Annotated in this window: 16 protein-coding genes, 1 pseudogene and 1 riboswitch; of the genes and pseudogenes, 10 read left to right on the forward strand and 7 right to left on the reverse strand. The window is 39.4% G+C overall.

Annotated elements, in window-relative coordinates:
• The first annotated feature begins 351 nt into the window (after positions 1–351).
• The 4 genes and pseudogenes from ESZ36_RS08345 (at position 352) to ESZ36_RS08360 (ending at position 6,646) form a co-directional block, all read left to right on the forward strand.
• A complete protein-coding gene (locus tag ESZ36_RS08345) occupies positions 352–1,986 on the forward strand; it encodes a BCCT family transporter (RefSeq protein WP_146786251.1) in 1,635 nt (544 codons plus the stop codon).
• 132 nt (positions 1,987–2,118) lie between these two features.
• Positions 2,119–3,279 (forward strand): annotated as a pseudogene (locus ESZ36_RS08350) (iron-containing alcohol dehydrogenase).
• A gap of 54 nt (positions 3,280–3,333) precedes the next feature.
• Positions 3,334–4,830 (forward strand): CoA-acylating methylmalonate-semialdehyde dehydrogenase, encoded by a 1,497-nt coding sequence (locus tag ESZ36_RS08355; protein WP_146786254.1) that lies wholly within the window; start codon positions 3,334–3,336, stop codon positions 4,828–4,830.
• 127 nt (positions 4,831–4,957) lie between these two features.
• Positions 4,958–6,646 (forward strand): MFS transporter, encoded by a 1,689-nt coding sequence (locus tag ESZ36_RS08360; protein ID WP_146786256.1) that lies wholly within the window; start codon positions 4,958–4,960, stop codon positions 6,644–6,646.
• 182 nt (positions 6,647–6,828) lie between these two features.
• On the opposite strand, the gene ESZ36_RS08365 is transcribed toward ESZ36_RS08360, so the two are convergent.
• The 3 genes from ESZ36_RS08365 to folE2 form a co-directional block, all read right to left on the reverse strand.
• Entirely contained in the window at positions 6,829–8,256 is a 1,428-nt protein-coding gene (locus ESZ36_RS08365; RefSeq protein ID WP_146786259.1) for an FAD-dependent oxidoreductase, read from the reverse strand.
• Positions 8,257–8,281: 25 nt separating this feature from the next.
• The gene (gene gltB / locus ESZ36_RS08370) at positions 8,282–12,742 is read right to left on the reverse strand and encodes a glutamate synthase large subunit (protein ID WP_146786262.1); all 4,461 of its coding nucleotides are present in this window, start codon (positions 12,740–12,742) and stop codon (positions 8,282–8,284) included.
• A 458-nt stretch (positions 12,743–13,200) separates the two neighbouring features.
• Complete coding sequence (gene folE2, locus ESZ36_RS08375) at positions 13,201–14,127, reverse strand: GTP cyclohydrolase FolE2 (protein ID WP_146786265.1); 927 nt, start codon at positions 14,125–14,127, stop codon at positions 13,201–13,203.
• 247 nt (positions 14,128–14,374) lie between these two features.
• Here folE2 and ESZ36_RS08380 point away from each other — a divergent pair, with 247 nt between their 5' ends.
• Positions 14,375–14,731 carry an Hpt domain-containing protein gene (locus ESZ36_RS08380; RefSeq protein WP_246129028.1) on the forward strand — a complete coding sequence of 119 codons (357 nt, stop codon included), beginning with the start codon at positions 14,375–14,377 and terminating at the stop codon, positions 14,729–14,731.
• A 78-nt stretch (positions 14,732–14,809) separates the two neighbouring features.
• On the opposite strand, the gene arcA is transcribed toward ESZ36_RS08380, so the two are convergent.
• The 3 genes from arcA to ESZ36_RS08395 all read right to left on the reverse strand — a co-directional run bounded on the left by arcA (position 14,810) and on the right by ESZ36_RS08395 (position 18,369).
• On the reverse strand, positions 14,810–15,511 hold the full coding sequence (arcA, locus tag ESZ36_RS08385) for a two-component system response regulator ArcA (protein ID WP_146786267.1): 702 nt from the start codon (positions 15,509–15,511) through the stop codon (positions 14,810–14,812).
• A gap of 136 nt (positions 15,512–15,647) precedes the next feature.
• A complete protein-coding gene (locus ESZ36_RS08390; RefSeq protein WP_246129029.1) occupies positions 15,648–17,279 on the reverse strand; it encodes a sensor histidine kinase in 1,632 nt (543 codons plus the stop codon).
• A 28-nt stretch (positions 17,280–17,307) separates the two neighbouring features.
• Positions 17,308–18,369, reverse strand: coding sequence for a methyltransferase (locus ESZ36_RS08395; protein WP_246129030.1), 1,062 nt, complete (start codon positions 18,367–18,369; stop codon positions 17,308–17,310).
• 179 nt (positions 18,370–18,548) lie between these two features.
• A riboswitch (Lysine riboswitch) is annotated at positions 18,549–18,795 on the forward strand.
• A 173-nt stretch (positions 18,796–18,968) separates the two neighbouring features.
• On the opposite strand from ESZ36_RS08395, the gene ESZ36_RS08400 reads away from it, so the two are divergent.
• The 3 genes from ESZ36_RS08400 to ESZ36_RS08410 all read left to right on the forward strand — a co-directional run bounded on the left by ESZ36_RS08400 (position 18,969) and on the right by ESZ36_RS08410 (position 22,268).
• A complete protein-coding gene (locus ESZ36_RS08400) occupies positions 18,969–19,718 on the forward strand; it encodes a 2,3,4,5-tetrahydropyridine-2,6-dicarboxylate N-succinyltransferase (RefSeq protein ID WP_146786274.1) in 750 nt (249 codons plus the stop codon).
• A 158-nt stretch (positions 19,719–19,876) separates the two neighbouring features.
• Positions 19,877–21,124, forward strand: coding sequence for a PLP-dependent decarboxylase (locus ESZ36_RS08405; RefSeq protein WP_146787325.1), 1,248 nt, complete (start codon positions 19,877–19,879; stop codon positions 21,122–21,124).
• 13 nt (positions 21,125–21,137) lie between these two features.
• The gene (locus ESZ36_RS08410) at positions 21,138–22,268 is read left to right on the forward strand and encodes a succinylglutamate desuccinylase/aspartoacylase family protein (RefSeq protein WP_146786277.1); all 1,131 of its coding nucleotides are present in this window, start codon (positions 21,138–21,140) and stop codon (positions 22,266–22,268) included.
• Between the two features lie 117 nt (positions 22,269–22,385).
• On the opposite strand, the gene traF is transcribed toward ESZ36_RS08410, so the two are convergent.
• Positions 22,386–23,651, reverse strand: a complete 1,266-nt coding sequence (traF, locus tag ESZ36_RS08415; RefSeq protein ID WP_146786280.1) for a conjugal transfer protein TraF — start codon at positions 23,649–23,651, stop codon at positions 22,386–22,388.
• Between the two features lie 191 nt (positions 23,652–23,842).
• Between traF and ESZ36_RS08420 the strand changes: the two genes are divergently transcribed.
• Together ESZ36_RS08420 and ESZ36_RS08425 are read left to right on the forward strand one after the other, a co-directional pair.
• Positions 23,843–24,160 carry a hypothetical protein gene (locus ESZ36_RS08420; protein WP_246129031.1) on the forward strand — a complete coding sequence of 106 codons (318 nt, stop codon included), beginning with the start codon at positions 23,843–23,845 and terminating at the stop codon, positions 24,158–24,160.
• Between the two features lie 124 nt (positions 24,161–24,284).
• On the forward strand, positions 24,285–26,744 hold the full coding sequence (locus tag ESZ36_RS08425; protein ID WP_146786286.1) for a TonB-dependent receptor: 2,460 nt from the start codon (positions 24,285–24,287) through the stop codon (positions 26,742–26,744).
• Positions 26,745–26,750: the final 6 nt, after the last annotated feature.

Genomic DNA, 26,750 nt, shown 5'->3' on the forward strand with positions numbered 1-26,750 from the left:
TTCGTTTAAAACTGTCGAATAGTATTTCATAAATTATCTAATTACATTCATAAATATTTTTATACCTTTGGGGTGATTTTTATTGGTTGTGATTATTCCGACTCTTCCACAAAATGATGCTCGTGTCGTTTTGGTCGTGTTTTTATGTTGTATCAATGTGGAATAATTAAACCGCTGGTATCCCATAACCTAACCGAAGAATATGAATTTAAATAGAACTAGAATTAGAACAACATATTTAAGGCACTAAACTTTGTACATGATGATTCATGGCAAAATATACCGATCACAAGATTGATTAATGTAAAGCAATACCTTAATCAACCAGTAACTAATAATAGGAGTTACAACATGAAGAACATTTCAAATATGATTAAAAGCAATGGGGTGCTGGCTGGGGTTAATCCAGTGATGGCTGTTGGCTCCGCGATACTTGTCACTTTGTTTGTGCTGTTTACCGTCATAGACCCTACATATGCAGGCTCAATTTATACCGAGGCTAAAGGCTTTATTGCGTCAAATTTTGCATGGTACTACATTGGTTTAGCAAGCTTTTTCCTATTCTTATCTATTTATACTGCGTTCAGTCGATACGGGAGTATTCGTCTTGGTCCTGATGATGAAAAACCTGAATATAACTTTTTTTCCTGGTTTTCGATGTTATTTGGCGCAGGAATAGGCATTGGCATTCTATTTTGGAGCATAGCCGAACCTATTTATCACTTTCAGAGTAATCCATTTATAGCTGAAGGACAGGCATTAACAGCCGAAGCGGCGCAAGTAGCTATGCGTATTAGTATTTTCCATTGGGGATTACATGGTTGGGGAATATTTGCTATGGCAGGTTTATCGCTAGCTTATTTTTCATACCGAAAAGGGATGCCGTTGTCTGTTCGTTCTGGCCTTTATCCTATTTTTGGTGACCGAATTTATGGTCCTATTGGTCATGCGGCTGATTTGCTAGCGGTATTTGGCACGGTGTTTGGTATTGCTACCTCATTAGGTCTTGGTGCTCAGCAAATGAATGCCGGTCTTAGTTATTTATTTGACATAGAAGTATCCACCACGAATCAAGTGGTGCTGATTGCAATTGTTTCAATATTAGCGACATTGTCGGCATTAAGTGGTGTAAATAAAGGTATTAAGATTCTTAGTGAATACAATATGCACCTAACCACGGTTATATTGACTTTCTTCTTGGTCTTGGGCCCAACCGCCTATCTGTTAGGTGCATTTGCGACTAATGTTGGCGATTACCTGGTTAATGCCGTATCACTTGGTCTTTGGATAGACCCAGATCCTAAGGGACAATGGCAAGGCTGGTGGACTATTTTCTATTGGGGTTGGTGGATTGCATGGGCTCCGTTTGTAGGCATATTTATAGCGCGAATTTCAAAAGGCCGTACTATTAAAGAGTTTGTATTAGGTGTGTTACTTGCGCCAACTATTTTAGCTACTTTCTGGATAACGATCTTCGGTAATACCGCAATCTTTATTGAATTATTTGGCGCTGGCGGCATTACTGAAGCGGTTAATAAAGATATCACTATGGCACTATTTACTACGCTAGAACTGATGGAACTAGGTCCAATGTTAACGTTAATTGGTGCATCAATCTGTGTGGTAATGTTAGTAACCTACTTTGTAACCTCGGCGGATTCTGCGACCTTAGTTATTTGTACCCTTGTGTCTATGGGCGATACTAATCCACCTGCACGTTTCAGAGTGTTCTGGGGACTTTCAATTGGTGCAGTTGCTGGAGTATTACTACTCGCAGGTGGACTGAAGGCATTGCAAACGGCGTCTATTGTTGCCGCGTTGCCTTACTCAGTCGTACTCATATTGACAACTTGGGCTTTATTCAAATCGCTTCGTCAAGAGCCTTTACCGGGTGTAGCGACGTCGAAAGTAACTGACGAAAACAGTCAGTCAGCAGATGAGATTGAAAAAGCAGACAACTTAAAAGCAGTAAATATCACTTCTTAATCTTTTATGTTCCGGTGTAAGCAGTATTAAATAGCCTACGCCGGAATGTTTAAATAACTTAAGTTGTTAATTATCTAGATGGGTTTATATACACATCTTAATTAGTAGAATTTGTAATAAGGAATTATTTCTATGTCTTCGCAAATAATATTGCCACGCATTATGCAAGTTGGCTATGGTGCCAGCCTTGAAGTGCCTAATGTATTAGCTAGCCTAAATTGTAACCGAGCTTTAATTGTTACTGATAAAATGATGGTTAAACTGGGTTACGCCAACACTATTCAAACGGTATTACAACAGCATGATATAGCCTGTGATGTTTTTGACGATACGGTGCCAGAACCGACGGTAGCGTCTATTCAGGCTGGTGTTGCCAAAGCCAAAAATGGTGATTATGACTGCATTATTGCCCTCGGTGGCGGCAGCCCAATTGATAGTGCTAAGGCCATTGCTATTTTGGCTAAACATGGTGGCGTAATGCAGGATTATCGCTTTCCTCGCATGGTCACATAAGAAGGCTTACCGCTTATCGCTATACCAACAACGGCTGGTACTGGCTCTGAAGTAACTAAATTCACCATTATCACCGACGAAACAAGTGACGAGAAAATGCTGTGTGTTGGCATCGGTTTCATGCCTGTTGCAGCGTTGGTTGACTATAAATTAACAATGAGTCTGCCGCCAAGAACGACGGCCGATACGGGTATTGATGCATTAACACATGCCATGGAAGCTTATGTTAGTAAGAAGGCCAATGCCTATAGCGATAGTCAAGCGATTGCCGCAATTAAGCTAATAGGGCCAAATTTACGCAAAGTATATAACAATGGCGGTGATGAAAAAGCGCGTGAAGCTATGATGCTGGGTTCAACCCTAGCTGGTGTTGCATTCTCTAGCGCATCGGTGGCATTAGTACATGGTATGAGTCGACCTATTGGCGCTTTTTTTCATGTTCCTCACGGCCTATCAAATGCAATGTTATTACCAAGCGTCACCGCCTTTTCAATTTCTGCTGCCCCAGCACGTTACGCTGATTGTGCCCGAGCAATGGGTATAGCCACTGACTTAGATAATAATGATGAGGCTAACCAGAAATTATTAATCGAACTGCGCGCGCTAAATGATGAATTAGCGGTACCAACCCCACAAGAGTTTGGTATTAAGCGCGATGAATTCTTTGAGGTTTGTCACACGATGGCAGAGCAAGCGTTGGCTTCAGGCTCACCAGGTAATAACCCCATTGAACCATCTATCAACGAAATTATCACTATTTACCAAGGGCTATGGGATTAATCTCAGCCATTAACATTATTTTTTAAAATTTTAGGACTTATTTAGGAATTACTTATGAATATAATTGGACACTTAATTAACGGTGAAATTTGTACCGACGCCGCCCGTACCCAAGATGTGTTTAATCCTGCAACGGGTGAAGCAATTCGACAAGTAGCATTGGCTTCTGTCGAAACAGTAGAGCAAGCAATAACTATTGCAGAAGCTGCATTTCCAAAATGGCGCAATACTCCACCTATAAAACGTGCACGTGTGATGTTTCGTTTTAAAGAATTACTTGAAGCTAATTCTGATAAAATATGCAAGATGATAGGCGAAGAGCATGGCAAAATCTCGCATGATGCAGCGGGTGAATTACAACGTGGTATTGAGAACGTTGAATATGCTTGTGGTGCACCAGAGTTATTAAAAGGTGAGCACAGTAAAAATGTTGGACCAAACATTGATTCATGGAGCGAATTTCAACCTTTAGGGGTTGTTGCTGGCATCACGCCATTTAATTTCCCTGCGATGGTTCCATTGTGGATGTTCCCGATGGCAATTGCCTGTGGTAATTGTTTCATCTTAAAACCGTCAGAGCGCGATCCAAGTTCAACGTTATTTATTGCCCAGTTATTAAAAGAAGCTGGTTTACCTGATGGCGTAATGACTGTTATTAATGGCGATAAAGTTGCTGTTGATGTTTTATTAACTGACCAACGCGTAAAAGCCGTTAGTTTTGTTGGTTCAACGCCTATCGCTGAATATATTTATGCTACAGCCAATGCCAATGGTAAACGCTGTCAAGCATTAGGTGGCGCAAAGAATCACGCTATCATAATGCCAGATGCGGACATGGACAATGCAGTTAATCAATTATTGGGTGCAGCATTTGGTTCATCAGGTGAACGTTGTATGGCGTTATCTGTTGCTGTTGCTGTTGGTGACGTTGCCGCTGATGCGTTAATTACTAAAATGACTGCAGCAATGGCAAGTCTTAAAGTTGGTGTGTTTAGCGAAAGCAGCAACGATTTTGGTCCTGTTATTACTAGCCAGCATCGCGATAAAGTGGTTGGTTATATTAATCATGCCGAAGAACAAGGCGCAACCATTGTAGTTGATGGTCGTAACCCTGAAGTTGAAGGTTACAGCGATGGTTTCTTTGTTGGTGGTACCTTGATTGATAATGTAACGCCTGAAATGGTAAGTTATAAAGAAGAAATCTTTGGTCCGGTATTACAGGTTGTGCGCGTTGAAACAATGCAACAAGCTATGGATTTAATTAATGACCATGAGTACGGTAACGGTACTTGTATCTTTACGCGTGATGGCGAAGCGGCTCGATATTTCTCTGACCACATTCAAGTAGGTATGGTTGGTATCAATGTACCGTTACCTGTGCCTGTTGCTTACCATAGTTTTGGTGGCTGGAAGCGTTCGTTGTTTGGTGATTTACATGCTTACGGTCCAGATGCTGTACGTTTCTACACCAAGCGTAAAACAATTACCCAACGTTGGCCTTCGGCTGGTGTTCGCGAAGGGGCAGAGTTTTCAATGCCAACTATGAAGTAATAGTTACTTTCTATTTTAAGTAATCTCCTAAATATTAGGGGCTGAGCGATATCTTATTTTAAATAAGGTATCGCTTTTTTATTCGTTAGAAGAAATTGAGTTGTCAGTTTTATAGAAGGTTTTACTTATGCATTCAACTTTTAAAACACTGTTTCCACTATTTGTTAGTTGTTTCGTTTTACTGTTAGCGAATGGCTTAATCAATGTATTATTACCGGTGCGTATGAGTTTAGATGGTGCTGGTATCGATACTATCGGTATGGTGCTGTCGCTTTATTTTGTTGGTATGTTGTTGGGCGCACTACTGAGTATTAACTTGATAAAACGTGCTGGTCATATCCGAGTTTTTGCCGGATGTGTTGCTCTAGGGGCCATCAGTATTTTGGTTTGTAGCCTCTATTCAGAGCCATTACTGTGGGGTTCTATGCGCGTGGTGACGGGGTTCTGTAATGCCTGTGCATTCACTGCAATGGAGAGTTGGCTCAGTTCAAGTTCAACCAAAGAAACACGAGGTAAAACATTAGCGGTATACAATGCTGTGTGGTTAGGTGGATTGTTCGGCGGTCAGTTCTTTATGAACCTAGCCAGCCCACAAGATACTACTTTATTTGTAGTCGCTGGGATTTTGCTCTGCGCTGCGGTGATCCCCTTAGCACTAAGTCGTCATCCAGGGCCGGTGGTCGAGGAAGTGAGCGCTATGTCACTGCGAGCGCTTTATAAAATATCACCTTTAGGTGTGGTAAGTTGTTTGGTCTCTGGCGTGATTTATTCCGCGTCATTTAATTTATTGCCTGTCTTTGCCAGCGAATATAATATTGTTGATTTTGAGCTTTCGCTCTATATAGGTACCGCAATATTTGGGGCTTTTATTCTACAGTTTCCTGTGGGCTACTTGTCGGATCGTTATGATCGTCGTACCGTATTATTTGGTATATTGGTTATTTCAGCGCTGGTTGATTTGACTATACCTGCGTTTGCAGCAGCAGGTAATCTGGTTGGTGTTTTTGGTTCGACTGCAATTACCTGTGGCATCATTGCCTGTACATACCCTCTAAGTATGTCTGAAGCGTTTGATAAATTAAGACAGAATCAAATGGTCGCCGCCATGGGCGGGATGATTTTTGCCTTCGCTATGGGAGGAGTTATAGGGCCATATGCGGCATCTTTGGTCATGGATACTTTGGGTAGTGTTTTTCTCTTCTACTTTTTGGCATTAAGCCAACTGTTATTAGCAGGGTTTGTTATTTATCGTATGACCGCACGACAAGCATTGCCAGTAGAGGAACAGGAAAATTTTGTGATGCAGGGAGCCGAAATTTTTTCTGCCATTGATCTTGACCCGAGAACAGAGTTTATTGAACCTAAACGCCCCCTTAGTGCAGAGGAAGAAGCGACTCTTTCCATTGCTGAATCAGATCCCGCAGCGGCGGTAAAAATGACTCAAGCAATTGCTAAACATGACCCTACCATGGGGTTGGGTATCGCTGGAGCTGTTGCAGCAACTGAAAGTGTAAATGTATTACGTCTTCACGAAGTAATGAAAGAGACAATACCTGACCAAATACTTGATGTTACTCGTGTATTGGTTACCGCTCAACCTCAGCTGGCTTATGAGTTAGTTCAACAATTGGCTAAATGGTATCCTGAGCATGTGGTTCAGATGGCTATAGATATTGGCCGAACATTACCTGAATTACGTAGCGAAATGATGAGGGTGATCGTTAAAATAGTACCTGATTCTGCAATCAAAGTTGAAGAATATTACGCTAAAATATTGACTGAAGAACTTGAAGCAATGCGCCCTGCTGACAGGTAGGGTGAGGTGAACTATTACTCGTAGCAAATCATGACGTGTTTACGTAGGCTCAACGAACAGAGTGATTTAAGTGGGCTTCAACAAGGACTTTACATGGATGTAGCTTATACACTAGAGAAGAGGCAATAAAAAAGCTGCCCGTTATAACGGGCAGCTTTACAAGTTTTCAATGTGACTGTTAACTACTGAGTTATGTAATCTAAGATACCTATAGCTGCTTTTTGACCTTGGTCAATGGCAGTAACGACTAAGTCAGAGCCGAGTACCATATCACCACCAGCGAAGACATTTTTCTTGGTTGTTTGCAGGGCAAAGTCAGAGCTGTCAACAGCAACAACGCGGCCTCGAGCATCTAATTCTACGCCAGCATCTACCATCCATTGAGGTGGGCTTGGTAAAAAACCAAAAGCGATAACAACGGCATCGGCTTCCATAATAAACTCACTGTCGGCTATAGGCTCTGGGTTGCGTCTACCATTAGCATCAGGTGCGCCTAGTTGAGTTTTAACAAACTTAACGCCAATAGCAATACCTTGCTCATCAATAGCTATATCAAGTGGCTGTAGGTTAAACTCGAAATTAACACCTTCTTCTTTGGCATTTTGAACTTCGCGAGGTGAACCTGGCATATTCGCTTCATCACGACGATATGCACAGGTCACGCTTGTTGCATCTTGCCTAATAGAAGTTCGTACACAATCCATAGCAGTATCACCACCACCCAGTACAATGACTTTTTTATCTTTAAAATTTACATAAGGCTTAACTTGAGCATTATCCGCTTTAGTGATGCCCATTAAATTTTGAGTATTTCCAATTAAGAAATCTAATGCGTTATAAACACCCTTAGATCCTTCATTGTCAAAGCCACCACTCATATCTGTATAAGTACCTAAAGCTAAGAAAACAGCATCATATTCTTCACTGATATCGTTAAAGCTTATGTCTGTGCCTACATTAATATTTAAGCGGAACTCAATACCCATACCTTCTAAAATTTCACGGCGAGTTTGAATAACATCTTTTTCTAATTTAAATGATGGAATACCAAAGGTAAGTAGACCACCAATTTGTGCATGTCTGTCATAAACAACAACATCAACACCGTTACGAGTTAATTTGTCAGCACAGCCAATCCCTGCGGGACCTGCACCAATGACGGCTACACGTTTACCTGTTTTTACTACGTGAGATAAATCGGGCTTCCAACCTTGCGCAATAGCAGTATCAGTAATATGTTTTTCGATATTACCTATGGTTACCGCACCAAATTCATCGTTTAAGGTACATGCTGATTCACATAACCTATCTTGTGGGCAAACCCGACCACACATTTCTGGCAAGCTGTTGGTTTCGTGACATAAATCAGCTGCTTCAAAGATACGGTTTTCAGTCACTAATTCAAGCCATTGTGGAATGTAGTTATGCACTGGGCACTTCCATTCACAATAAGGGTTACCGCAGTCTAGACAACGGTCCGCTTGACCCGCACTTTGTTCATTACCCATCGGTTGGTAAATTTCAACAAAGTTAATTTTACGTTCGCTAATCGACTTCTTTGCTGGGTCTATGCGTTTTACATCAATAAATTGATAAACATTTTTGCTCATTATTTAAATCCTCAATTCTTACCAATTATTGTGCTTGGACACGAAGTTCAGCACTTGAACGACTACGGTGACCTAATAAGGTCTTTACATCGGTAGCTGTCGGTTTAATCAGTTTAAATAATGGTGCATACCTATCAAAGTCATGAAGCATCTCTTGAGCGCGTAAGCTGCCGGTTTCTTCAAAATGTTGATTGATGATGCCACGTAAATGTTCTTGGTGAATGGTTAAGTCTTCAATAGCCAACATTTCAATGGATTCTTTGTTCAGGCGAACATCTAAGTCACCCGTTTCATCTAATACATAAGCGAAACCGCCGGTCATGCCCGCGCCGAAGTTAACACCAGTATCACCTAGTATAGTAACAATACCGCCAGTCATATATTCACAAGCATGATCGCCTGTGCCTTCTACAACCGCATGACAACCAGAGTTACGTACCGCAAAACGTTCACCAGCACGACCTGAAGAGAATAACACCCCGCCAGTAGCACCATATAGACAAGTATTACCCATAATCATTGTTTTATGGCTAGCGTATTCAACACCAACAGGGGGTTTGATAGTGAGCTTGCCGCCCGCCATACCTTTGCCGACATAATCGTTGGCATCACCTGTTAAAATCATGTTCAAACCGCCAGCATTCCAAACACCAAAACTTTGTCCTGCAGTACCTGACAGATGTATTGTGATAGGAGAAGAGGCCATGCCTTGATCGCCATGATGACGAGCAATCTCACCGGATAACGTTGCTCCTACAGAGCGGTCAGTATTTTGAATAGTAAAACGATATTCACCGCCTTTACTATGAGATACCGAATCACTGGCGGCAGCTAAAATTTTCTGATTTAGCTGACCTTTATCAAATGCAGTGTTCTCTTCTGTTTGATGAAGTGCCGTATTTTCACCGGCAACAACAGGCGCGATTATAGGTGATAAATCTAATTTACTTTGCTTAGACGTAAGCCCATCAATCTGTACTAATAAGTCAGTTCTACCAATGATTTCAGTTAAACTTCTTACACCAAGACTTGCAAGGATTTCACGTACTTCACGGGCAATAAATTTAAAGTAATTCATTACTTGATCAGGTAAGCCTTTAAAGAATTTCTCGCGTAAAACCTCATCTTGAGTTGCTACACCGGTAGCACAGTTATTTAGGTGACATATACGGAGAAATTTACAGCCTAACGCTACCATAGGTGCGGTACCAAAGCCGAAGCTTTCAGCGCCTAAAATAGCCGCTTTAACAATATCAACACCGGTTTTTAAACCACCGTCAACTTGTAAACGTACTTTATGGCGCAAGCCATTGGTCACCAATGACTGATGAGCTTCCGCTAAACCTAATTCCCAAGGGCAACCAGCATATTTTACTGAACTAAGCGGGCTGGCGGCAGTACCACCGTCGTAACCTGAGATGGTAATAAAATCGGCATACGCTTTAGCAACACCGGACGCAATGGTACCCACGCCAGGTCCAGATACCAACTTCACTGATATAACCGCTTTTGGATTAACTTGTTTTAAGTCAAAAATAAGCTGAGCTAAATCTTCAATAGAATAAATATCATGATGTGGTGGCGGAGAAATTAAGGTAACACCAGGTACTGAGTAACGTAATTTAGCAATTAATGGTGATACTTTATCACCAGGCAACTGCCCACCTTCACCAGGTTTTGCCCCTTGCGCCACTTTAATTTGCAATACGTCTGCATTGACTAAATAATGTGGAGTTACGCCAAAGCGTCCTGAGGCAATTTGTTTAATACGAGAATTTTTAACCGTACCGAAACGACGCTCATCTTCACCACCTTCACCAGAGTTTGAAAAACCGCCTAAACGATTCATCGCAATAGCCAGAGCTTCATGTGCCTCTGGGCTAAGCGCACCAATTGACATAGCAGCGCTATCGAAACGTTTGAACATTTCTCCTTCAGACTCTACTTGATCGAGTTCAATCGGCTCGCAGTCATCCCTAAGTTTTAATAAGTCTCGCAGGGTGGCTACTGGGCGCTGATTAACTTCATCGGCAAAAGTACGATAATCATTATAATCACCGTTTTGCACTGCACGTTGTAAATAATTAACCACATTAGGATTAAAGGCATGGTACTCACCACCATGAACGTACTTTAATAAACCGCCATGATTAACTTTTTGATGAGGTAAAAATGCTTTGCGTGTAAGGTTAGCTGCATCTTGTTGAATATCACTGAAATCAGCTCCTTTAATGCGACTTGGTAAGTCACTAAAACAAAGCTCCATAATATCTTCATTTAAGCCGATAACTTCAAATAATCCGGCACAGCGGTAACTGGCAATGGTTGAAATACCCATTTTAGAGAGTATTTTCAATAGCCCTTTATTGATACCTTCTCGATAATTAACGATAGCATCACGGGCTGATAAATCTATTTGCTTTTGTTCAACTAATTGCTCAATAGTTTCAAACGCTAAATAAGGATATATAGCGGTAGCACCTAAACCAAGTAGTACCGCATATTGATGCGAGTCACGAACTGAACCCGTTTCTACAATAATATTAGAGTCGCAACGTAACTGTTGATCAACTAAACGTTTCTGTACCGCGCCGACAGCCATTGCAGCAGGTATAACGAGTAAACCTGGTTGGATATTTCTATCTGATAAGACCAAAATAACAGTGCTGCTATCGCGAACAAGTGTTTCTGATTCATCACATAAACGTCTTATGGCGGCTTCTAACCCTTCTTTTGCATCAAAACTTAGCGTTAATGTGTCTGAGCGATAATGCTCAGGGTCTAAATCTCGTAATTGTTTCAAGCCGGTATACATAAGCACAGGCGTTGAAAATAACATGCGATCGGCATGACCCGACGTTTCGTTAAATACGTTATGCTCACGACCAATACAGGTGCCTAGTGACATCACGTAACGTTCACGTAATGGGTCTATTGGTGGGTTTGTTACTTGCGCGAATTGCTGACGGAAATAGTCATATAAAGTACGCGTTTGACTCGATAATACTGCCATAGGAGTATCATCGCCCATAGAACCCGTGGCTTCTTGGCCATTCTCCGCTAATGTTCGAATGACTTGCTGAATTTCTTCATAGCTGTAATTGAACATTTTGTGGTACTGATTCATTTCTGCATCAGTAAATACGCGTTGACCAATCAAGTTAGCTTCAAGTTGATCAAAGGGGACTAATCGGCGAATATTTTTAGTTAACCACTCTCTATAAGGATGACGTTCCTTTAAATTATTATCAATATCGGCTGAATGAGATATTTTACCTGTGTAGGTATCAATGGCGAGCATTTCACCAGGGCCAACACGGCCTTTTTCCACTACTTCATCTTCACCGTAATCCCAAATACCTACTTCTGAGGCGAGGGTAATAAAACCATTGCGAGTGATAACATAGCGGGCAGGGCGTAAACCGTTTCTATCAAGGTTACAGGCAACATGTCGTCCGTTAGTCATTACTACGCCAGCGGGGCCATCCCATGGTTCCATGTGCATAGAATTGAATTCATAGAAGGCACGTAAATCATCATCCATTAAGGGACTGTTTTGCCATGCCGGCGGCATCAATAAGCGCATCGCACGGTATAAATCCATACCACCCGCTAAAAAGAGTTCAAGCATGTTATCTAAAGATGATGAATCGTAGCCTGTCTGACCAACAAAAGGAGCAGCATCTTGTAAGTCAGGCAATAATGGTGATTTAAAGCGATGAGTCCTCGCTCGACTCCATTGACGGTTACCGTTAATGGTGTTGATTTCACCATTGTGCGCTAGATATCGGAAAGGTTGTGCTAAATGCCATTGTGGCGAGGTGTTGGTTGAAAAACGCTGATGAAATACACAAATAGCACTTTGCATCCGAATATCAGCTAAATCTAAGTAAAAATTTGGTAAATCTACAGGCATCATCAGCCCTTTGTAGATTGTCACTAAGCAAGACAAACTGGCAACATAAAATTTTTCGTCAGTAATACGCTTTTCAGCACGACGACGCGCCATATATAAACGGCGCTCTAGTTCTAGGTTTCTCCATCCGGGAGGAGCATCAAGAAAGACTTGCTCTATTGTTGGCAAATTGCTTATAGCAATTTCACCTAATACAGATGTGTCGATAGGTACTGTGCGCCAGCCTATTAATGTTAAGCATTCATTGGCTAACTCTTCTTCTAATACTTTTTTAGAAAGTGCAGCTTCAATTGGATCAGGGCTTAGGAAAATCATGCCTACAGCATACTTTTTACCTAGCTTCCAGTTATTGTCGGCGGCTACTGCGCGAAAAAAACTGTCTGGTTTTTGCAATAATAGGCCACAACCGTCACCTGTTTTACCATCGCTGGCGATACCACCACGATGTTGCATACGATCTAAAGCGGAAATAGCGGTCTTAATTAGTTTGTGACTGGTTTCACCCTGTTGATGGGCAATTAGACCAAAACCACAGTTGTCCTTTTGGACGCTATGATCATAAAGTTGCATATTTTTCTCCTAATAATAAACCAACTTACTTACAGGACAGGTAAAAAGAATAAAGGCATGGAAAAAATGCATAAATACACCTCTTTTTAAGTAAGTGGACCTATCAACACTACCCAGTTCTTCGGTAAAGGTCAATTAAAATAGAGCTTTTGCTCGTCAGTCATTCTGATGGCTATATCGAGTCGTAATTGAATATTGGAAGGTGATTTTATCAAGAGATTGTTTTTGCTGTGGTTGTTATTTTTGATAATTGTCTTTATTTCTATAGGGGGAAAGTAATGAAATAAATACTGTGGTTAGGCATGTAATATTACATATCTATAATCAGTATTTAGTTTTTGCTGGCTAAGTGATTTAGACAGCTGATGTGTTTACTAGTAATTAAGTCACGGACATAAAAAAGCCAATAGTTTTGACACTATTGGCTTTAGTTTAATAATAGAATTTAACTATTATTATTATGGCTGATAGCCATTTTCGATACCCTTGGTCGTGACACTAACAGCGTCATGGGCATGAAGAGACTCTAAATGATTTATCCGTAACCAGAAATCATCAAATTGGTCTGTTTGATTCAAGCTATGCTGTAAACGACGAGCGGCATCTTCACAAAACATTAGGTTTTGACCGTTTAGGCGAGCAAATTCTTGCTCATCCTCACGCTTAACTGCAGCTTGTACTGGTGTTTTAAGAGAGCCTTCAACCAGATCAACTATTTCGGTAATTGGAAAGTCATTAATACTTGAATTTAGTTTTACTTTTACTTCAGCAACAGAGCGCTGTGAATGAGGGGTTGCTACGATCCCTTCGGTTGTACCTAACCACTCATGAACATCAGTTAAAGCCAATTCACTTTGTTGAGCAAATTTATCTTGAAAAGCTTTTTGAATCAACTGTCTTGCAAGAGCCGCAGAGCATGGACAAGTTGATGAATAGGGTACATCAATGGTTAGCTCGATAGTGAGCTTACCTTGATTTAGGTTTCCTGTTAGCGTTACCGGGTAAGCCTTCCAGCCTTCTTTACCACTGATTAATGATTTTCTACGTAAATGATAATCAAAGCAAAATTGTACTTTAGCTTGGTCACTTAATTCTTGGTGACTACTAATAAAACCATCAAGCAAGCTCACTAAACTTTGATAGTTAAGTACATTACTTGTAGATAATTCATCGATAAGTAGATAAAGGCGTGACATATGTATGCCTTTAGCTTTTGCATCTTTTAAGTTCACAAAGGCATCAATATGAGCAGAGACCATACGCTCACTTTCACCTTTTGAGGCAACCATAATAGGCATTTCAATGTTACTCATGCCGACCCAGTCAAGCGTACCTTCGGTTTGAGCTGTTGTATGGTTGGCGATATCTGGCATTGATGTCGTCATTTCGACTCCACTTTAAACGATAGTTACTAACTAATCTTCGAGTTCTTCTTGGAATAAGGACGAAGAGTAGATCTAAGGGCGCACATTCTAGCTTATTTTTTAATGGTAATCATTACTGTTGTTGCTCTAGAGATAAAAAATATAGATATATGATATGTTTTTTCATAAGTTTCAATAAGTTTGTCTGATTTTTATTACTGCGGTAATATAGATGCATCCTATATTCTTTACAGAAAAAGGCGTGTTTGTGGAAACTAAACGATCGAATCCTGATTTAGATCTGGAGTTACTTCAAGGTTATTTAGACAGTTTAGGTAAAACTATTGTTGAGCAGATGTTCGCTTTATATTGTCAGCAAGTTGAGATTTATCTTAACGATATTGAAAATGCACAACTCAATGATTCTCTTACTGGCTGGCAAGATCATTGCCATAAAATGAAAGGTGCTGCAGCAAGTGTTGGTATGTACCAATTACATGGACAATTGAAGTTATTAGAAAAAACTGAGGTGTCAAAGGAGAAAAAATCGGTATTGTTAAAAGAGTTGAGATTATCGAATGAACACGCAATACTCGCTTTTAAAAATTGGCTGGTAACTATCTAGGCTGCGATTACATTTTATTAGACTCAATAAATAAAGCAGCCCAAGCTAGGGCTGCTATTATATTAACCTTGAAACAGTTTAATCTAGAGTACCGACAAAGCGATAACCTTCACCATGAATCGTATTAATAAGCTCTGGTGTCTCTTGGTTCAATTCAAAGTGCTTACGAAGGCGCCTTATGGTGACATCGACGGTACGATCATTAGAACGTAAATCTCTACCTGTCATCTCTTTAATTAACTCCTGGCGTGAAATTATTTTACCTGCATTTTTTATAAGTAAGCTTAATGCACGAAATTCACCACGAGGAATAGCAATTACTTCACCTTCTGGACTAGTCATTTGACGAGAGTTACCATCTAAAGTCCATTGGTTGAAGCTCACTATGCTTTGTTCGGCTTCAGTACTCGTTTGACCTATACGACTTAAAATATTTCGAGCTCTAATAGTCAATTCACGTGGGTTAAACGGTTTGGTCAAATAATCATCTGCACCAATCTCTAAACCAAGAATTTTATCAATGTCGCTATCTCTACCGGTAAGGAAAATTAAGCCTAAGTCTTTATTTGCCGTTAATTCTCGTGCTAATAACAAGCCATTTTTGCCAGGTAAATTAATATCCATAATGACGAGATTGATGGTATGAAGTCTAAGCTGCTCAGCCATACTATTGCCATCAACAGCTTCGAAAACAACGTAACCTTCTGCTTCAAATAAGTTGCGTAAGTTAAAACGGGTGACGTCTTCATCTTCGACAACTAAGATTTGATAAGTCTGCATGTTGGAATTTACCTAATATTTAAATGGTGATTGAGATTATTATTATAATGAGTGAACTATTTGTAATATATTTACATTTATTTAACTATATTAGTCACGTGAAATTGAAAAAACAATTTTTTAGACCATTATTTCATTAAGTTGCTGCTAATTCTACCGGAAAAGTGATATCAAAACACACACCATGCTCTGGTTCATCATCAAGCACTATATGACCATCTAGCGCTTGAGTTACTAAATTGTAAACTAAATGCATACCTAACCCACTGCCACCACTGCCGCGCTTGGTGGTTGTAAAGGGATCGAAAATCTTTGCTTTCACGGAATTATCAATGCCAAGACCATCGTCACTATAATTAATATGCAATTGATCACTCAGGTTCATAACGTTTATCGTTATCGTGCCATGTTCAAGCCCTTCAAAAGCATGATAAATTGAATTTAGGATCAGGTTTATTAGTATCTGGTTGATAGGGCCTGGTTTACTCTTGATGTTAAGATCTTCTGGACAGATAACAGAGACAGTTACATTGGTAGAGACCAGTTTTGCTGAAAGTGTTAGCAATACTTCATCGAGTAAACCATGAACATTAAAAGTACAAGTTTCAGCGCTCGATTGGTCAACAGCAACCTTTTTAAAGCTTGAGATTAATTTTGCTGCTCGTTCTAAATTACGAAATATAATCGAGACGTTTTCAACACCGTCAGTTAAGAATTTTTTTAACTGACTAGATTTTAATGTTTTATCTTCAAAAGAAACTTTAATTTCATTTAGCTTATCTGCTAATAAGCTCGAAGCAGTAACACCTAAACCAATAGGAGTGTTCACTTCATGCGCTATGCCGGCAACCATATCGCCAAGTGAAGCCATCTTTTCAGTCTCAACCAGTTGCCCCTGAAATTCATGTAGCTTTTCTAAGGTTGATAGTAATTCTTGATTTGATTCTTTTAATGCGTCGGTTCTCGCACTAAGCCTATTCTCTAATGCTTGATTTTGAGATAAAGCATGTTGATGTTCATCAATTATTCTATTGATATGCTTATCAGTGCGAAGTAATAACACATTGATATTTTTAGCCAGAATATCCAGCTCTTTGTAGGGCTGACTAGCTAATTGAATGCTGAAATCTTTACTTTGTGATATTTGTCCAACATCTTCGATTAACTTGACTATGGGTTGATTGGTTTTATTAAATAACCATTGGGAAACACCAAAAGCGATTATAAGCGCAAAGACTAGAAAACTGAGCATAATGTAGGTTAATTTTTTGATGAAACTTTGCTTTTCAAGTAGGCTAGATTGGATAAATAAGTAGCCTAAGGTATGCTGGCCTTGATTGATTTTTACAATGAGTTCTAGATAGTTTTCGTCATACTGGATAGTACTTAATTGTGATATTTGGGCTATTTTGTCGCTAATAGCTGGAAAATTATGATTTTTATTATAGCTACTGAAATACTCAATGCTACTATCTTCATTCAAGCGATACACATGTATACGATTAATGAGAGGAGTTGAGATTAATTTTTTAAGTTCGCTGCTCAGTGCTGTTTGACTATTATCATTATCACTTTCTAGAAATTGACGACTATTTTTTGCGAGGATATTTGCCCATGCACGAGTTTCACTAGCAATAGTCTTATTTTCATGGTCATCGACCATATTAATAATGCTCATCGAAACAGTGATGATTATTAATAGGGTTAAAGCCATGATACTTTTAACTAAGCGACGGTGCAGTGATATGGTGTTGGTTAAGTGTGGCATGGTACCCAATAAATTATATTTTGTATCTTTATGATAACTGAGCTCGGTAAATAGTAAACCCTTTGTCTTTCGTTATCACGCCAGTATTGCCAATGTGTGTTTCCATGATCGGTTGATAACGTAAAAAACTGTTGGCTACTATCGTAATATTACCTTGTTTGTTAAGTTTTTTATTTATTCCGGCTAAAAAGTCTTCACTGGCTTGGTAGTGCGTTTTAACCCCTTGATGAAATGGAGGGTTTGAAACAACGTGTTGGTAGTGTTCGTTTACATCCGATAAGCTATTTGAAGGGAACACATTACCCGATAAACCGTTTAACGCTAAACTCTCTTGTGCGGAGGTTATTGCTAAAGCGCTAACATCTAATAAGGATAAGTTTGTCTCGCCAAATTTTTTACCAATAAAGCAACTGATTACCCCTGCACCACAACCAAAATCGAGAACTTTTCCTGCCATCTTGCTCGGTAAATTACTCAGTAATAATGCGGTGCCAACATCAAGCTTTTGCTGACTAAAAACCCCAGGCAAAGAGGCTATTGTTAGTTGTATACCCTCAACAGTAATCTGATATTTTTTAAACCAGTCTTGAAGATTAAAAACATCGGATAATCTTTCTGGCTGAAATAGACCGACAAAAAGCAAGCAATGACGTGCAGCATCGACTTTTTGACAACAAGAGAATATATTTTGCGTTAATTTAGCTGCAGACTGTATGCCGCATTTTTTCTCGCCAACCAGTATTATTTTTGTTTCATCATTTATGCAATGAGCAATCATAGCAAGCGTGAAGTTGAGTTCAGCTTTGCTTTTAGGAAAGGCTATTATCACCAGATCATGATTGATTTTTGTTTGATAGGTGCTGGCAAAGGTTGTCTTAACATTTTTAGTATTTGTCGAACTGCAATGCTTTTTGGTAATTGCCTGATAATCAATGAAATTTGTATTAAAGCAATTGATAGTTTCTGGCTTATGAATCTCTGTATAAGCCTCAATGAAACCATCCTCAGGTAAGTTAATAAATAAAGGCGCTTTAGCTATAAGTAATTCACTATTACGTAACAAAATTTGGCTAGGATTTGACAATGACATAGGGCAAGACACAGGGTAATAAATAGAGAAAGAACAATGGTTATATTCTACGGTAAATAAGTATAAGGGAATAGGGTTATTTGCCGTAAGTTAATTGTGTCGAGATAAAAAAAATGCTTAAATAGTAACTGTCCCTAATTCCAATTTACTGGTTGAGTAACTTACCAGTAAATTTTAATAGGGCCAGAAGAGGAGCGTTAACCAGGTAATTACTATTGTTTTGTATTGTCTTGAACAATTCAAAAACAGATATCAAAATCTGTAGATGGTAATGAGGGGGATTAACGCCGAGATAAATGGCTATTTGATAAGCTATTTATCGGTTGTGTACTTTATATATTTTATAAAGTAGTGGGCTGAATCCCAACAACTGTCACTTTGAACAACAACCATAATTGGTTGTTTAAGTGGGGAGCTTCTGGTCTTTGCATATTAGCCCAAATATCGGCTCAGCTGATATTATGCTCTTCTTTGTCAATGCCCAGTCCTCCGTACAATGTATTTAGTTTTATTAATTAAGTGTGCCCTAAGCATGCCTTTGATAACACGGATACTCATAATCTTTCTATAGACTTTTTATCAGATAAGCGGAGTAATAAATGAACTGGCAAGATGTATTAGCGCAGTTAGAATCAGGTAGTTTACGAGCGGCAAACCAAGATGATGCCGGTAACTGGCATGCCAACATTGAAGTGAAAAAAGGTATTTTAGCTGCTTTTAAAGCGGGTAAAAACGTTGCTTTTGATGATAATTACCAAGGTTTTGTTGATAAACATAACTTACCAGCTCGTCAATTTACACCACAAGATGGTGTTCGTTTAGTACCTGGTGGTTCATCAGTACGCGCAGGTGCTTACGTTGCTGAAGGTGTTATCATCATGCCACCAGCTTATATCAATGTTGGTGCTTTTGTTGATAGTGGCACTATGGTTGATAGTCATGCTTTGATTGGCTCATGTGCGCAAGTTGGTAAAAATGTTCATGTTTCAGCAGCCGTTCAAATTGGTGGCGTATTAGAGCCAGTAGGCGCTAGCCCTGTAATAATTGAAGATGGTGCCTTTTTAAGTGCTGGTGTTGTTATCGTTGAAGGCATTGTTGTTAAGAAAGGCGCGGTATTAGCACCGGGTGTATCTCTTTCTAAATCAGTACCTGTTTATGACTGTGTTAATCAAGTTATGCGAGAAAAAGGTGCTGAAATTCCAGAACGTGCTGTTGTTGTACCTGGTACCCGTCCTGTTAAAGGTGAATGGGCAGAAGAGCAAGGTCTAAGTATGGCCTGTGCACTTATCGTTAAATATCGCGATGAGAAAAGCGATGCTTCACTTGAACTAGAATCAATTCTACGTTAATTAATCATCTTGTCGCTGTATGGTCCAATCTATACGTCAAAAGTACTCATTGATATTCATCAACTCCGTGCTTTTTTCTTTAGCTTGAGCCCTACAGCTTAAAGATGAGTAACTAATTCACTAACTCGATTGAGTTATTAAGATTAAAGAAAACTATGATGACTAAATCCACTTGGTTTGACACCAGTATTGAAAATGCCTTAGTTACACATGAATCTCCAGAAGATGAGCAAGGCTATTTTGTTTATCAACTCGATGCACTTAAAGCACATTTAGCCGCTTTGCAGCAGCAAGACGTCATTAAATTATGGTTTGCTGTTAAAGCTAATCCACTATCAAAAATAATTCAAACTCTTGATAGTGAAGGCTTTAATTTTGATGTCGCCAGTAGCGGTGAATTATCTCAAGTGTTAGCGCAAGGAATAGACCCTAGCCGAGTATTAAATACCGGACCCGCTAAATCAAAAAAACAACTGACTGCATTTGTTAAGCAGGGTGTTAATACTTTTGTGGTTGAGAGTCTAAATCAACTGAACTGGTTAAATGAAGCTGTTATTGAGCAGGAGCAATCTACCTGTAGCAATGCAAGACCGAAAGTGCTTTTGAGAGTTCAGCTGCAATGGCATGAAGGCGAGAAAAACCCACTGGGTGGAAATAGCTTAACGCCTTTTGGTTTATCAGTGTCTGAGTGGCAGAATATCCACGTAGATGGCTATCCAGCGTTGGATCTTTGTGGTTTGCATATTTTTCAATGGGGCAACATGCTAAGTAATGAAAAAATGTTTTCATTATGGTCTCAAATGATAACCCCCTTGACCGATTTAGCTAAAAGCATTGGTATGACACTTGATGTACTCGATTTAGGCGGTGGTTTAGGTATTGATTACTTAGGTGAAGGACAAGCTTTGTCTTGGTCTCAAGTTATCGAAGACTTGGCTATAATCAAAGAAAAATCTGGTGTCAAAGAATTATGGCTTGAGTTAGGACGTTTTGCGGTTGCAGAGTATGGTTATTATGTCGTACCTGTTGTTGATAGAAAAATGAATTACAACCAAGAGCAGTTGGTGTTGGCGGCGGGAATAAATCATTTATTGCGCCCTGCGATAACAGATCAACCTTTTCCGGTACAAATACTACGAGAAGGGTTTATAGCTGAAGAAGACTCTATGCAAGCTTTTGACCTTCATGGTCCTTTATGTACTAGCATGGATAAGTTAGGGCATTTAAAGTTACCTAAAGACACTGCTGTTGGTGAACAACTCGTGTTTGGTTATTGTGGCGCTTATGGATTTACTGAAAGCATGCCGTTTTTCTTATGTCATGAATTAGCGGCTGAATATGTTTACCAAAATGGTACGCTAACTCAAGTCAGAGCAGCTCAGCCTGCCTCATCTTATTTGGCATAGTAGAGGAGTTACGATGAATAATTTTACCAAAGAAGTTATGTCAGTTGGCGAAATGGCAAGTGGCGCTAAGCTAACTGTGCCGGTATATGTTTTTAAAGCTGAAAATAACTCTTCTCCCAGTGTTTATATTCAGGCCAATATGCATGGCGCTGAAGTACAAGGTAACGCAGTTATTTTTCAGCTGCTTGAATTGCTACAGCATTGTAATTTACAAGGCAATATTACCTTAGTGCCTTATGCTAACCCGGTAGCCTGTAATCATAAGAATGGCGAGTATACTTTAGGCCGTTTTGACCCCATCACAGGGGAAAACTGGAATCGAATGTATCACTTTGACCAAAGTGTTATTGCCCCTTTTGCTCAGCAATACCTTGATGCGAGTGAAGATGAAATAAAAGATAAGTTCCAGCAACTTTTGATCACTGAGATAGACCAACGATTAGAGCACAATATTTGGGGGATCACTACGGGACAACGTATTGCCTACCAGTTACAACGACTAGCTCATCAAGCTGATATCGTTTTGGACTTACACACAGGTCCTATTTCAAGCAAGCACTTATATTGTCCTGAGTATGCAAAAGCCAGTGCTGAGTATTTTGATATTGAGCATACCATCTTTATTCAGAATGGCTTTGATGGCGCAATGGACGAAGCAACCTTTTGTCCATGGTGGAGCTTACAAGAAGCCTATCAAAATTTAGGGCGAAACTTTACTATGGGTAAAGGCGCTTTTAAAAAAGAAAGCTTTACGGTTGAACTTGGCTCTCAAGAGCAAATTGACCTAGATGTAGCTAAGCAAGATGCACTGGGTATTTTATCTTATTTACAATATCAGGGTGTTATCGATAATAAACAGTATCAGCCACAAAAAATGACCAGATACGCTTGTTACCTGAAGGATTATAAAGCCTTATATTCACCTATGGGTGGCATGGTTGATTACCTTGGGGAATTCGGTAAGCCTTTAGCAGCCGGAGAGCCGTTAGCTCGAATCCTTCGTATGGATAATTACGGTGATGGTGAGGCGTTGCATTATGTGTCACTTGAGCAAGAGGTTATTCCTATTTTGCACTTCGCTTCTGCGAGTGTTAATCAGGGGACTGAGTTATATAAGGTTTTTTGTAATTACTTTAAACTTTAAATTATTACTAACCATATAACATTAAAAAAGCAGTTATTGATATTATCAATAACTGCTTTTTTATTATCTGTTATGCAAAGAATATAGAGAAGTACCGTAACTTAGCAGAAAGGATGACTATATTTTTAAACTGAGTTGCAATGCAGCCCCTATAGTGTCGCTATCTCCGGTAAAGGCAGCAATATCAACGGCGAAAACATCCCAAGGTGAAATACCAATACCAGCAGTATAAATATCATCATCAACATTATTTAAGTCAGTGCGATAACCTAAACGAAATTGAATATGCTCATAGAAACGAAACTCAGCCCCCACGCCAGCGTATCTGGATGGCTCTATAGAAGCGAATTGTTCCCGATCGGTTAAATCGATATCGGTTGCTAAACTTACCCAACTGTTTTGATAGCTTAAACCAAAGCTAGTACTGTTTTCTAAAGTAAAAATAAGATTTTTCTCAACATGATGCACGGTTTGTTTTATTAAATTATTTGTGACCAATGCCGCGTGCCATTGACGCTCTGAGCCCCAGTTTATATATAATCCTAAGTCAATATTAGTGCCACTTTTTTTTGTGATATTTTCATCATTGGTAATCTCGAAGTCGTCATCATCGAAGTCACTAATTTGTACGCGGTTATAATAAAGATCAATACGTTGATATTTTAACTTGGCACCGACGCTTAGATCATAGTTAGTGTGTGTAATGGCAGGATAACCAGCCATAAAACCTGCCTCAGCAATGGAGTAACCGACGGCTGTAGTTGCTGATTCTAGATCCTTTAAATCTAGGTCACCTGATAAAATGGCATCATTTAATATTTCTTCATCGTTTTCGTTGTAATCCATTACCCCACCAATACGACTATATTGGTTGGTAAAAAGACCAAAACTCAAAAATTGATTAGGGATGATAATTTGTAAGTTCAAGCCATTACGCACTTTTACAACTTGCCCATCTATTTTTTCAAAATCAGTAATTATATTGTCGACCTGCTGATTCAAATCATCGCTATAGTTTTTTACTTGATCTGGTGATTGAATATTTTGAAGTTGCGTGCCGTTAATGTCGTCGGCCAATGTATCAAGATTGTCACTAATGTCCTCCGCGGTATCAATAACATTATATTTATCAGATGCCATGATGCCTATGTTTAAAGAAAAGAAGACGTCATTATCATTACGGAACTTAGTCAGTAAGGCGGGGTTGCTCAACGATGAAGTAAAGTCTTGTGTTAAGCCGGTAAAACCTTGTCCTGTTCGCTTAGCGGTAAAGCTTTCACTATAAATCGGAAATGCTACAAACATTATGGGCAGTAAAAATAATGCTCGTTTTAGGACTCTAGCACTAGATTTATTTAATGAGGAGCGGGTCAAAGGTGCCATAAAGATATCCTTGTATTAATGAGACAACATAACTATTCAATCAATAACTACTCGATGCGACGGTAGGACAGGGGAACTTGCATAAAGTATAGCGCAGCACTGCTGTTTTTTTTGTTGAAGGTAAAAAAAATCTCTTACAGTGAGAGAAGCAATTATTGAGTTTGTTTTTTAAGTGTTATACTATAACAAGTATGAACTTTACATTATCTCAACTACAGATGAATGAACGACAAATTCGCCAGAGTGTTTTAACGCTCTTGCTTTTTTGTGCCACTTTGTTTGTCCATAGTGAGCATTATGCACAAGTTGAATTTGACGCCTTTGCCAATTTTGAACAGCATGACTGTAACTTATGTCAACAAGGTATCGACTCAGCATCAAGCCCTATAAGGCTATATCCGATATCTTCAGGTATTACTAATTTTAACAAAATTCGTATTATCAACCTTGCGCTTACTTCTACAGCTTACGTATACCCTCCATTAAGAGCACCACCAAGCTTTCTGTAATTTTATTATTATTTATTTTTTATAGTGAGTGCTTAGTCAACATAAGTACTTCACTTAGTTGCCTGTCTGCGAATATCAATTTGCAGTGCGGTATACATCTCCTAAAATTATCGGAAACCAGTTTATGTCATTCTCTGCGACTCAAAAGAGTATTAATGCTCAAGTAAAATCACCTTTGAAAAAAATTGTTAGTGCTACGGTACTGTCGACACTTGGTACAATGTTATGTTTTGCCCCTAACACCTTCGCCCAGCAGTTATCTGGTGTTGTACTTAACAAACAAGGCCAACCTATTAATAATGCTACTGTAGGATTAAATGGAGATTCACAGCAAGTACGTACTAACTCTCAGGGACTATTCAATTTTACAGATGTTCATAAAGGGGTTTTTGAACTTCACATCAGTGCTAAAAACTACGGTCATAGTAATCAACACGTTACAATGAAAGAAGAAGATATTACTGACTTAAGTGTAGTATTGCCTAGATCGGTAATGGAGGTCATTGATGTACATGCAACGCCACTACATACTTCGTCAATCGAGTCCGCATTGCCTATTAATGTGCTCAGTGAAGATGAGCTGAAAATGAAACAAGCAGCAACGTTAGGTGAAACCTTAAAAAATGAAGTTGGGGTTCATTCTAGTTATTATGGTCCGGTTGCCAGCACTCCAATAATTAGGGGGTTGGATGGCCCTAGAGTACTTATTACACAAAACGGCTTAGACGTTGGTGATGCATCACGTGTCGGGCCTGATCATGTTGTCGCTACAGAAACGAGTACAGCAACCCAAATAGAAGTTTTACGGGGTCCAGCAACACTTTTTTATGGCAGTGGCGCTATTGGCGGTGTAGTTAACGTGGTCGATGAACGTGTGCCAACAAGTAGTGATGATCAAGTCGATTACTTGTTACAGTATAACGATGTATCTAATGAGCAGCAGGCCTCAGTTAATATCCAAACGGGTACCGATAATATTGCTTTTCATGTAGATGCCTTTTGGCGAGACTCTAAAGACTACAAACTGGCAGGTGAAGCCGACATACATGAAGAAGAACACGAAGATCATGGGGAAACTCGCCTAGTAAATAGCTCGAGTACTGCCAGTGGCGCAACACTGGGTTCAAGTTACTTGTTTGAAGATGGCTTTATTGGTTTTTCTTATGGCTTTATGGACAGGGAATACGGTATTCCTGGACATAGCCATGAAGAAGAACATGCCGATGAACATTCAGCTGAGGAGCATGATGAAGAAGAAGGTGTTTATGCGAAAATGAAGCAAGATAGGTGGCAGGTTCTCGGGGAGTATAATTTTGAGCAACAATTTATTAGCAAGGTAGCGACAAAATTTGCTTATAGTGATTATCAACACCAAGAGATTGAGTCAGGCTTAGTTGGTACAACTTTTACTAATAAAAGTACTGAAGCTCGTATTGATCTATTTCACCAGAATACCGCTGGATGGCAAGGTGCATGGACAGTTCATTATAAATCATCGGATTTTAAAGCATTGGGTGAAGAAGCTTTTTCTCCACCAGCTAAATCAGAAATGTTTGCTGTTGCTTGGCTAGAAGAGAAACATTTTGGTCCGGTGTTATTGCAATTAGGTGCTAGGGTAGAGCAAGTTAATATAGACGCAGATGATAGCCTAATTGGTTTTGAAGATTCTCACCAAGATCAGCATGAATCACACAATGAACATCATGAAACATTAGTCTCATTCGATCAGCAGTCATTTACGCCAATCAGTGCTTCAGTAGGCTTAGTGTGGAATTACCAACCAGGTTATAATTTAGGATTCTCAACGGCATTATCACAACGTGCAGCCTCTTCTGGGGAGTTGTTTTCTTTCGGCCCACATATAGGTACAAATACTTTTGAAGTAGGCGCTATGTTTGATGTTCATCAAGAAGGTGACGAACTGCATGTAGAGCTAGCTGAGCAAGCACCTAGTGTTGAAACATCACTTAATTTTGACGTAACGTTACGGAAATTTAACGGAGACTTTGGTTACGTCATTAGTGCTTTTTATAATCGAATTGATGATTATTATTATCAACAAGATACAGGCCTATTTTTTGTAGAGAATCATGCCCATGCTGGTGAGCATGAAGATGAATCAGGTCTACCAATTTTAGTGTACCAACAAGATGATGTTGAAATGTACGGTGCTGAAGCTGAGTTTATTTATCAAGTATCATCGTCATTTAAAACAAGCTTAATCGCTGATTATATTCGAGCACGCTTAGTCAATGAAGATGAAAATGATAATTTACCGCGGATCCCACCTATGCGGATTGGCGCTATTTTCAACTATCAAGCCGATAAGTTTGATAGTGAATTAAGCGTGAGCCATTACTTCGAACAGGATGATGTAGCGGAGCTAGAGACAAACACCGATAGTTATACCATGGTTGATGCAAACTTTAATTATTACATTGATGGTGTCGGTGATGATTTAACCGTGTATTTAAAAGGACAAAACTTAACAGATGAACATGCTCGAGTGCATTCATCATTTCTAAAAGAAGTTGCGCCATTGCCTGGACGTAATTTCAGCATTGGTATTCGAGGAAGTTTTTAAATAATT

The sequence above is a fragment of the Colwellia demingiae genome, assembly GCF_007954275.1.
In the GTDB taxonomy this organism is placed as follows: domain Bacteria; phylum Pseudomonadota; class Gammaproteobacteria; order Enterobacterales; family Alteromonadaceae; genus Colwellia; species Colwellia demingiae.

Bases quoted from the DNA above. Each gene is read 5' to 3' on its own strand.
- ESZ36_RS08345 (WP_146786251.1), top strand. From the start codon at position 352: ATGAAGAACATTTCAAATATGATTAAAAGCAATGGGGTGCTGGCTGGG.
- ESZ36_RS08355 (WP_146786254.1), top strand. From the start codon at position 3,334: ATGAATATAATTGGACACTTAATTAACGGTGAAATTTGTACCGACGCC.
- ESZ36_RS08360 (WP_146786256.1), top strand. From the start codon at position 4,958: ATGCATTCAACTTTTAAAACACTGTTTCCACTATTTGTTAGTTGTTTC.
- ESZ36_RS08365 (WP_146786259.1), bottom strand. From the start codon at position 8,256: ATGAGCAAAAATGTTTATCAATTTATTGATGTAAAACGCATAGACCCA.
- gltB (WP_146786262.1), bottom strand. From the start codon at position 12,742: ATGCAACTTTATGATCATAGCGTCCAAAAGGACAACTGTGGTTTTGGT.
- folE2 (WP_146786265.1), bottom strand. From the start codon at position 14,127: ATGACGACATCAATGCCAGATATCGCCAACCATACAACAGCTCAAACC.
- arcA (WP_146786267.1), bottom strand. From the start codon at position 15,511: ATGCAGACTTATCAAATCTTAGTTGTCGAAGATGAAGACGTCACCCGT.
- ESZ36_RS08390 (WP_246129029.1), bottom strand. From the start codon at position 17,279: ATGCCACACTTAACCAACACCATATCACTGCACCGTCGCTTAGTTAAA.
- ESZ36_RS08395 (WP_246129030.1), bottom strand. From the start codon at position 18,369: ATGTCATTGTCAAATCCTAGCCAAATTTTGTTACGTAATAGTGAATTA.
- ESZ36_RS08400 (WP_146786274.1), top strand. From the start codon at position 18,969: ATGAACTGGCAAGATGTATTAGCGCAGTTAGAATCAGGTAGTTTACGA.
- ESZ36_RS08405 (WP_146787325.1), top strand. From the start codon at position 19,877: ATGACTAAATCCACTTGGTTTGACACCAGTATTGAAAATGCCTTAGTT.
- ESZ36_RS08410 (WP_146786277.1), top strand. From the start codon at position 21,138: ATGAATAATTTTACCAAAGAAGTTATGTCAGTTGGCGAAATGGCAAGT.
- traF (WP_146786280.1), bottom strand. From the start codon at position 23,651: ATGGCACCTTTGACCCGCTCCTCATTAAATAAATCTAGTGCTAGAGTC.
- ESZ36_RS08420 (WP_246129031.1), top strand. From the start codon at position 23,843: ATGAACTTTACATTATCTCAACTACAGATGAATGAACGACAAATTCGC.
- ESZ36_RS08425 (WP_146786286.1), top strand. From the start codon at position 24,285: ATGTCATTCTCTGCGACTCAAAAGAGTATTAATGCTCAAGTAAAATCA.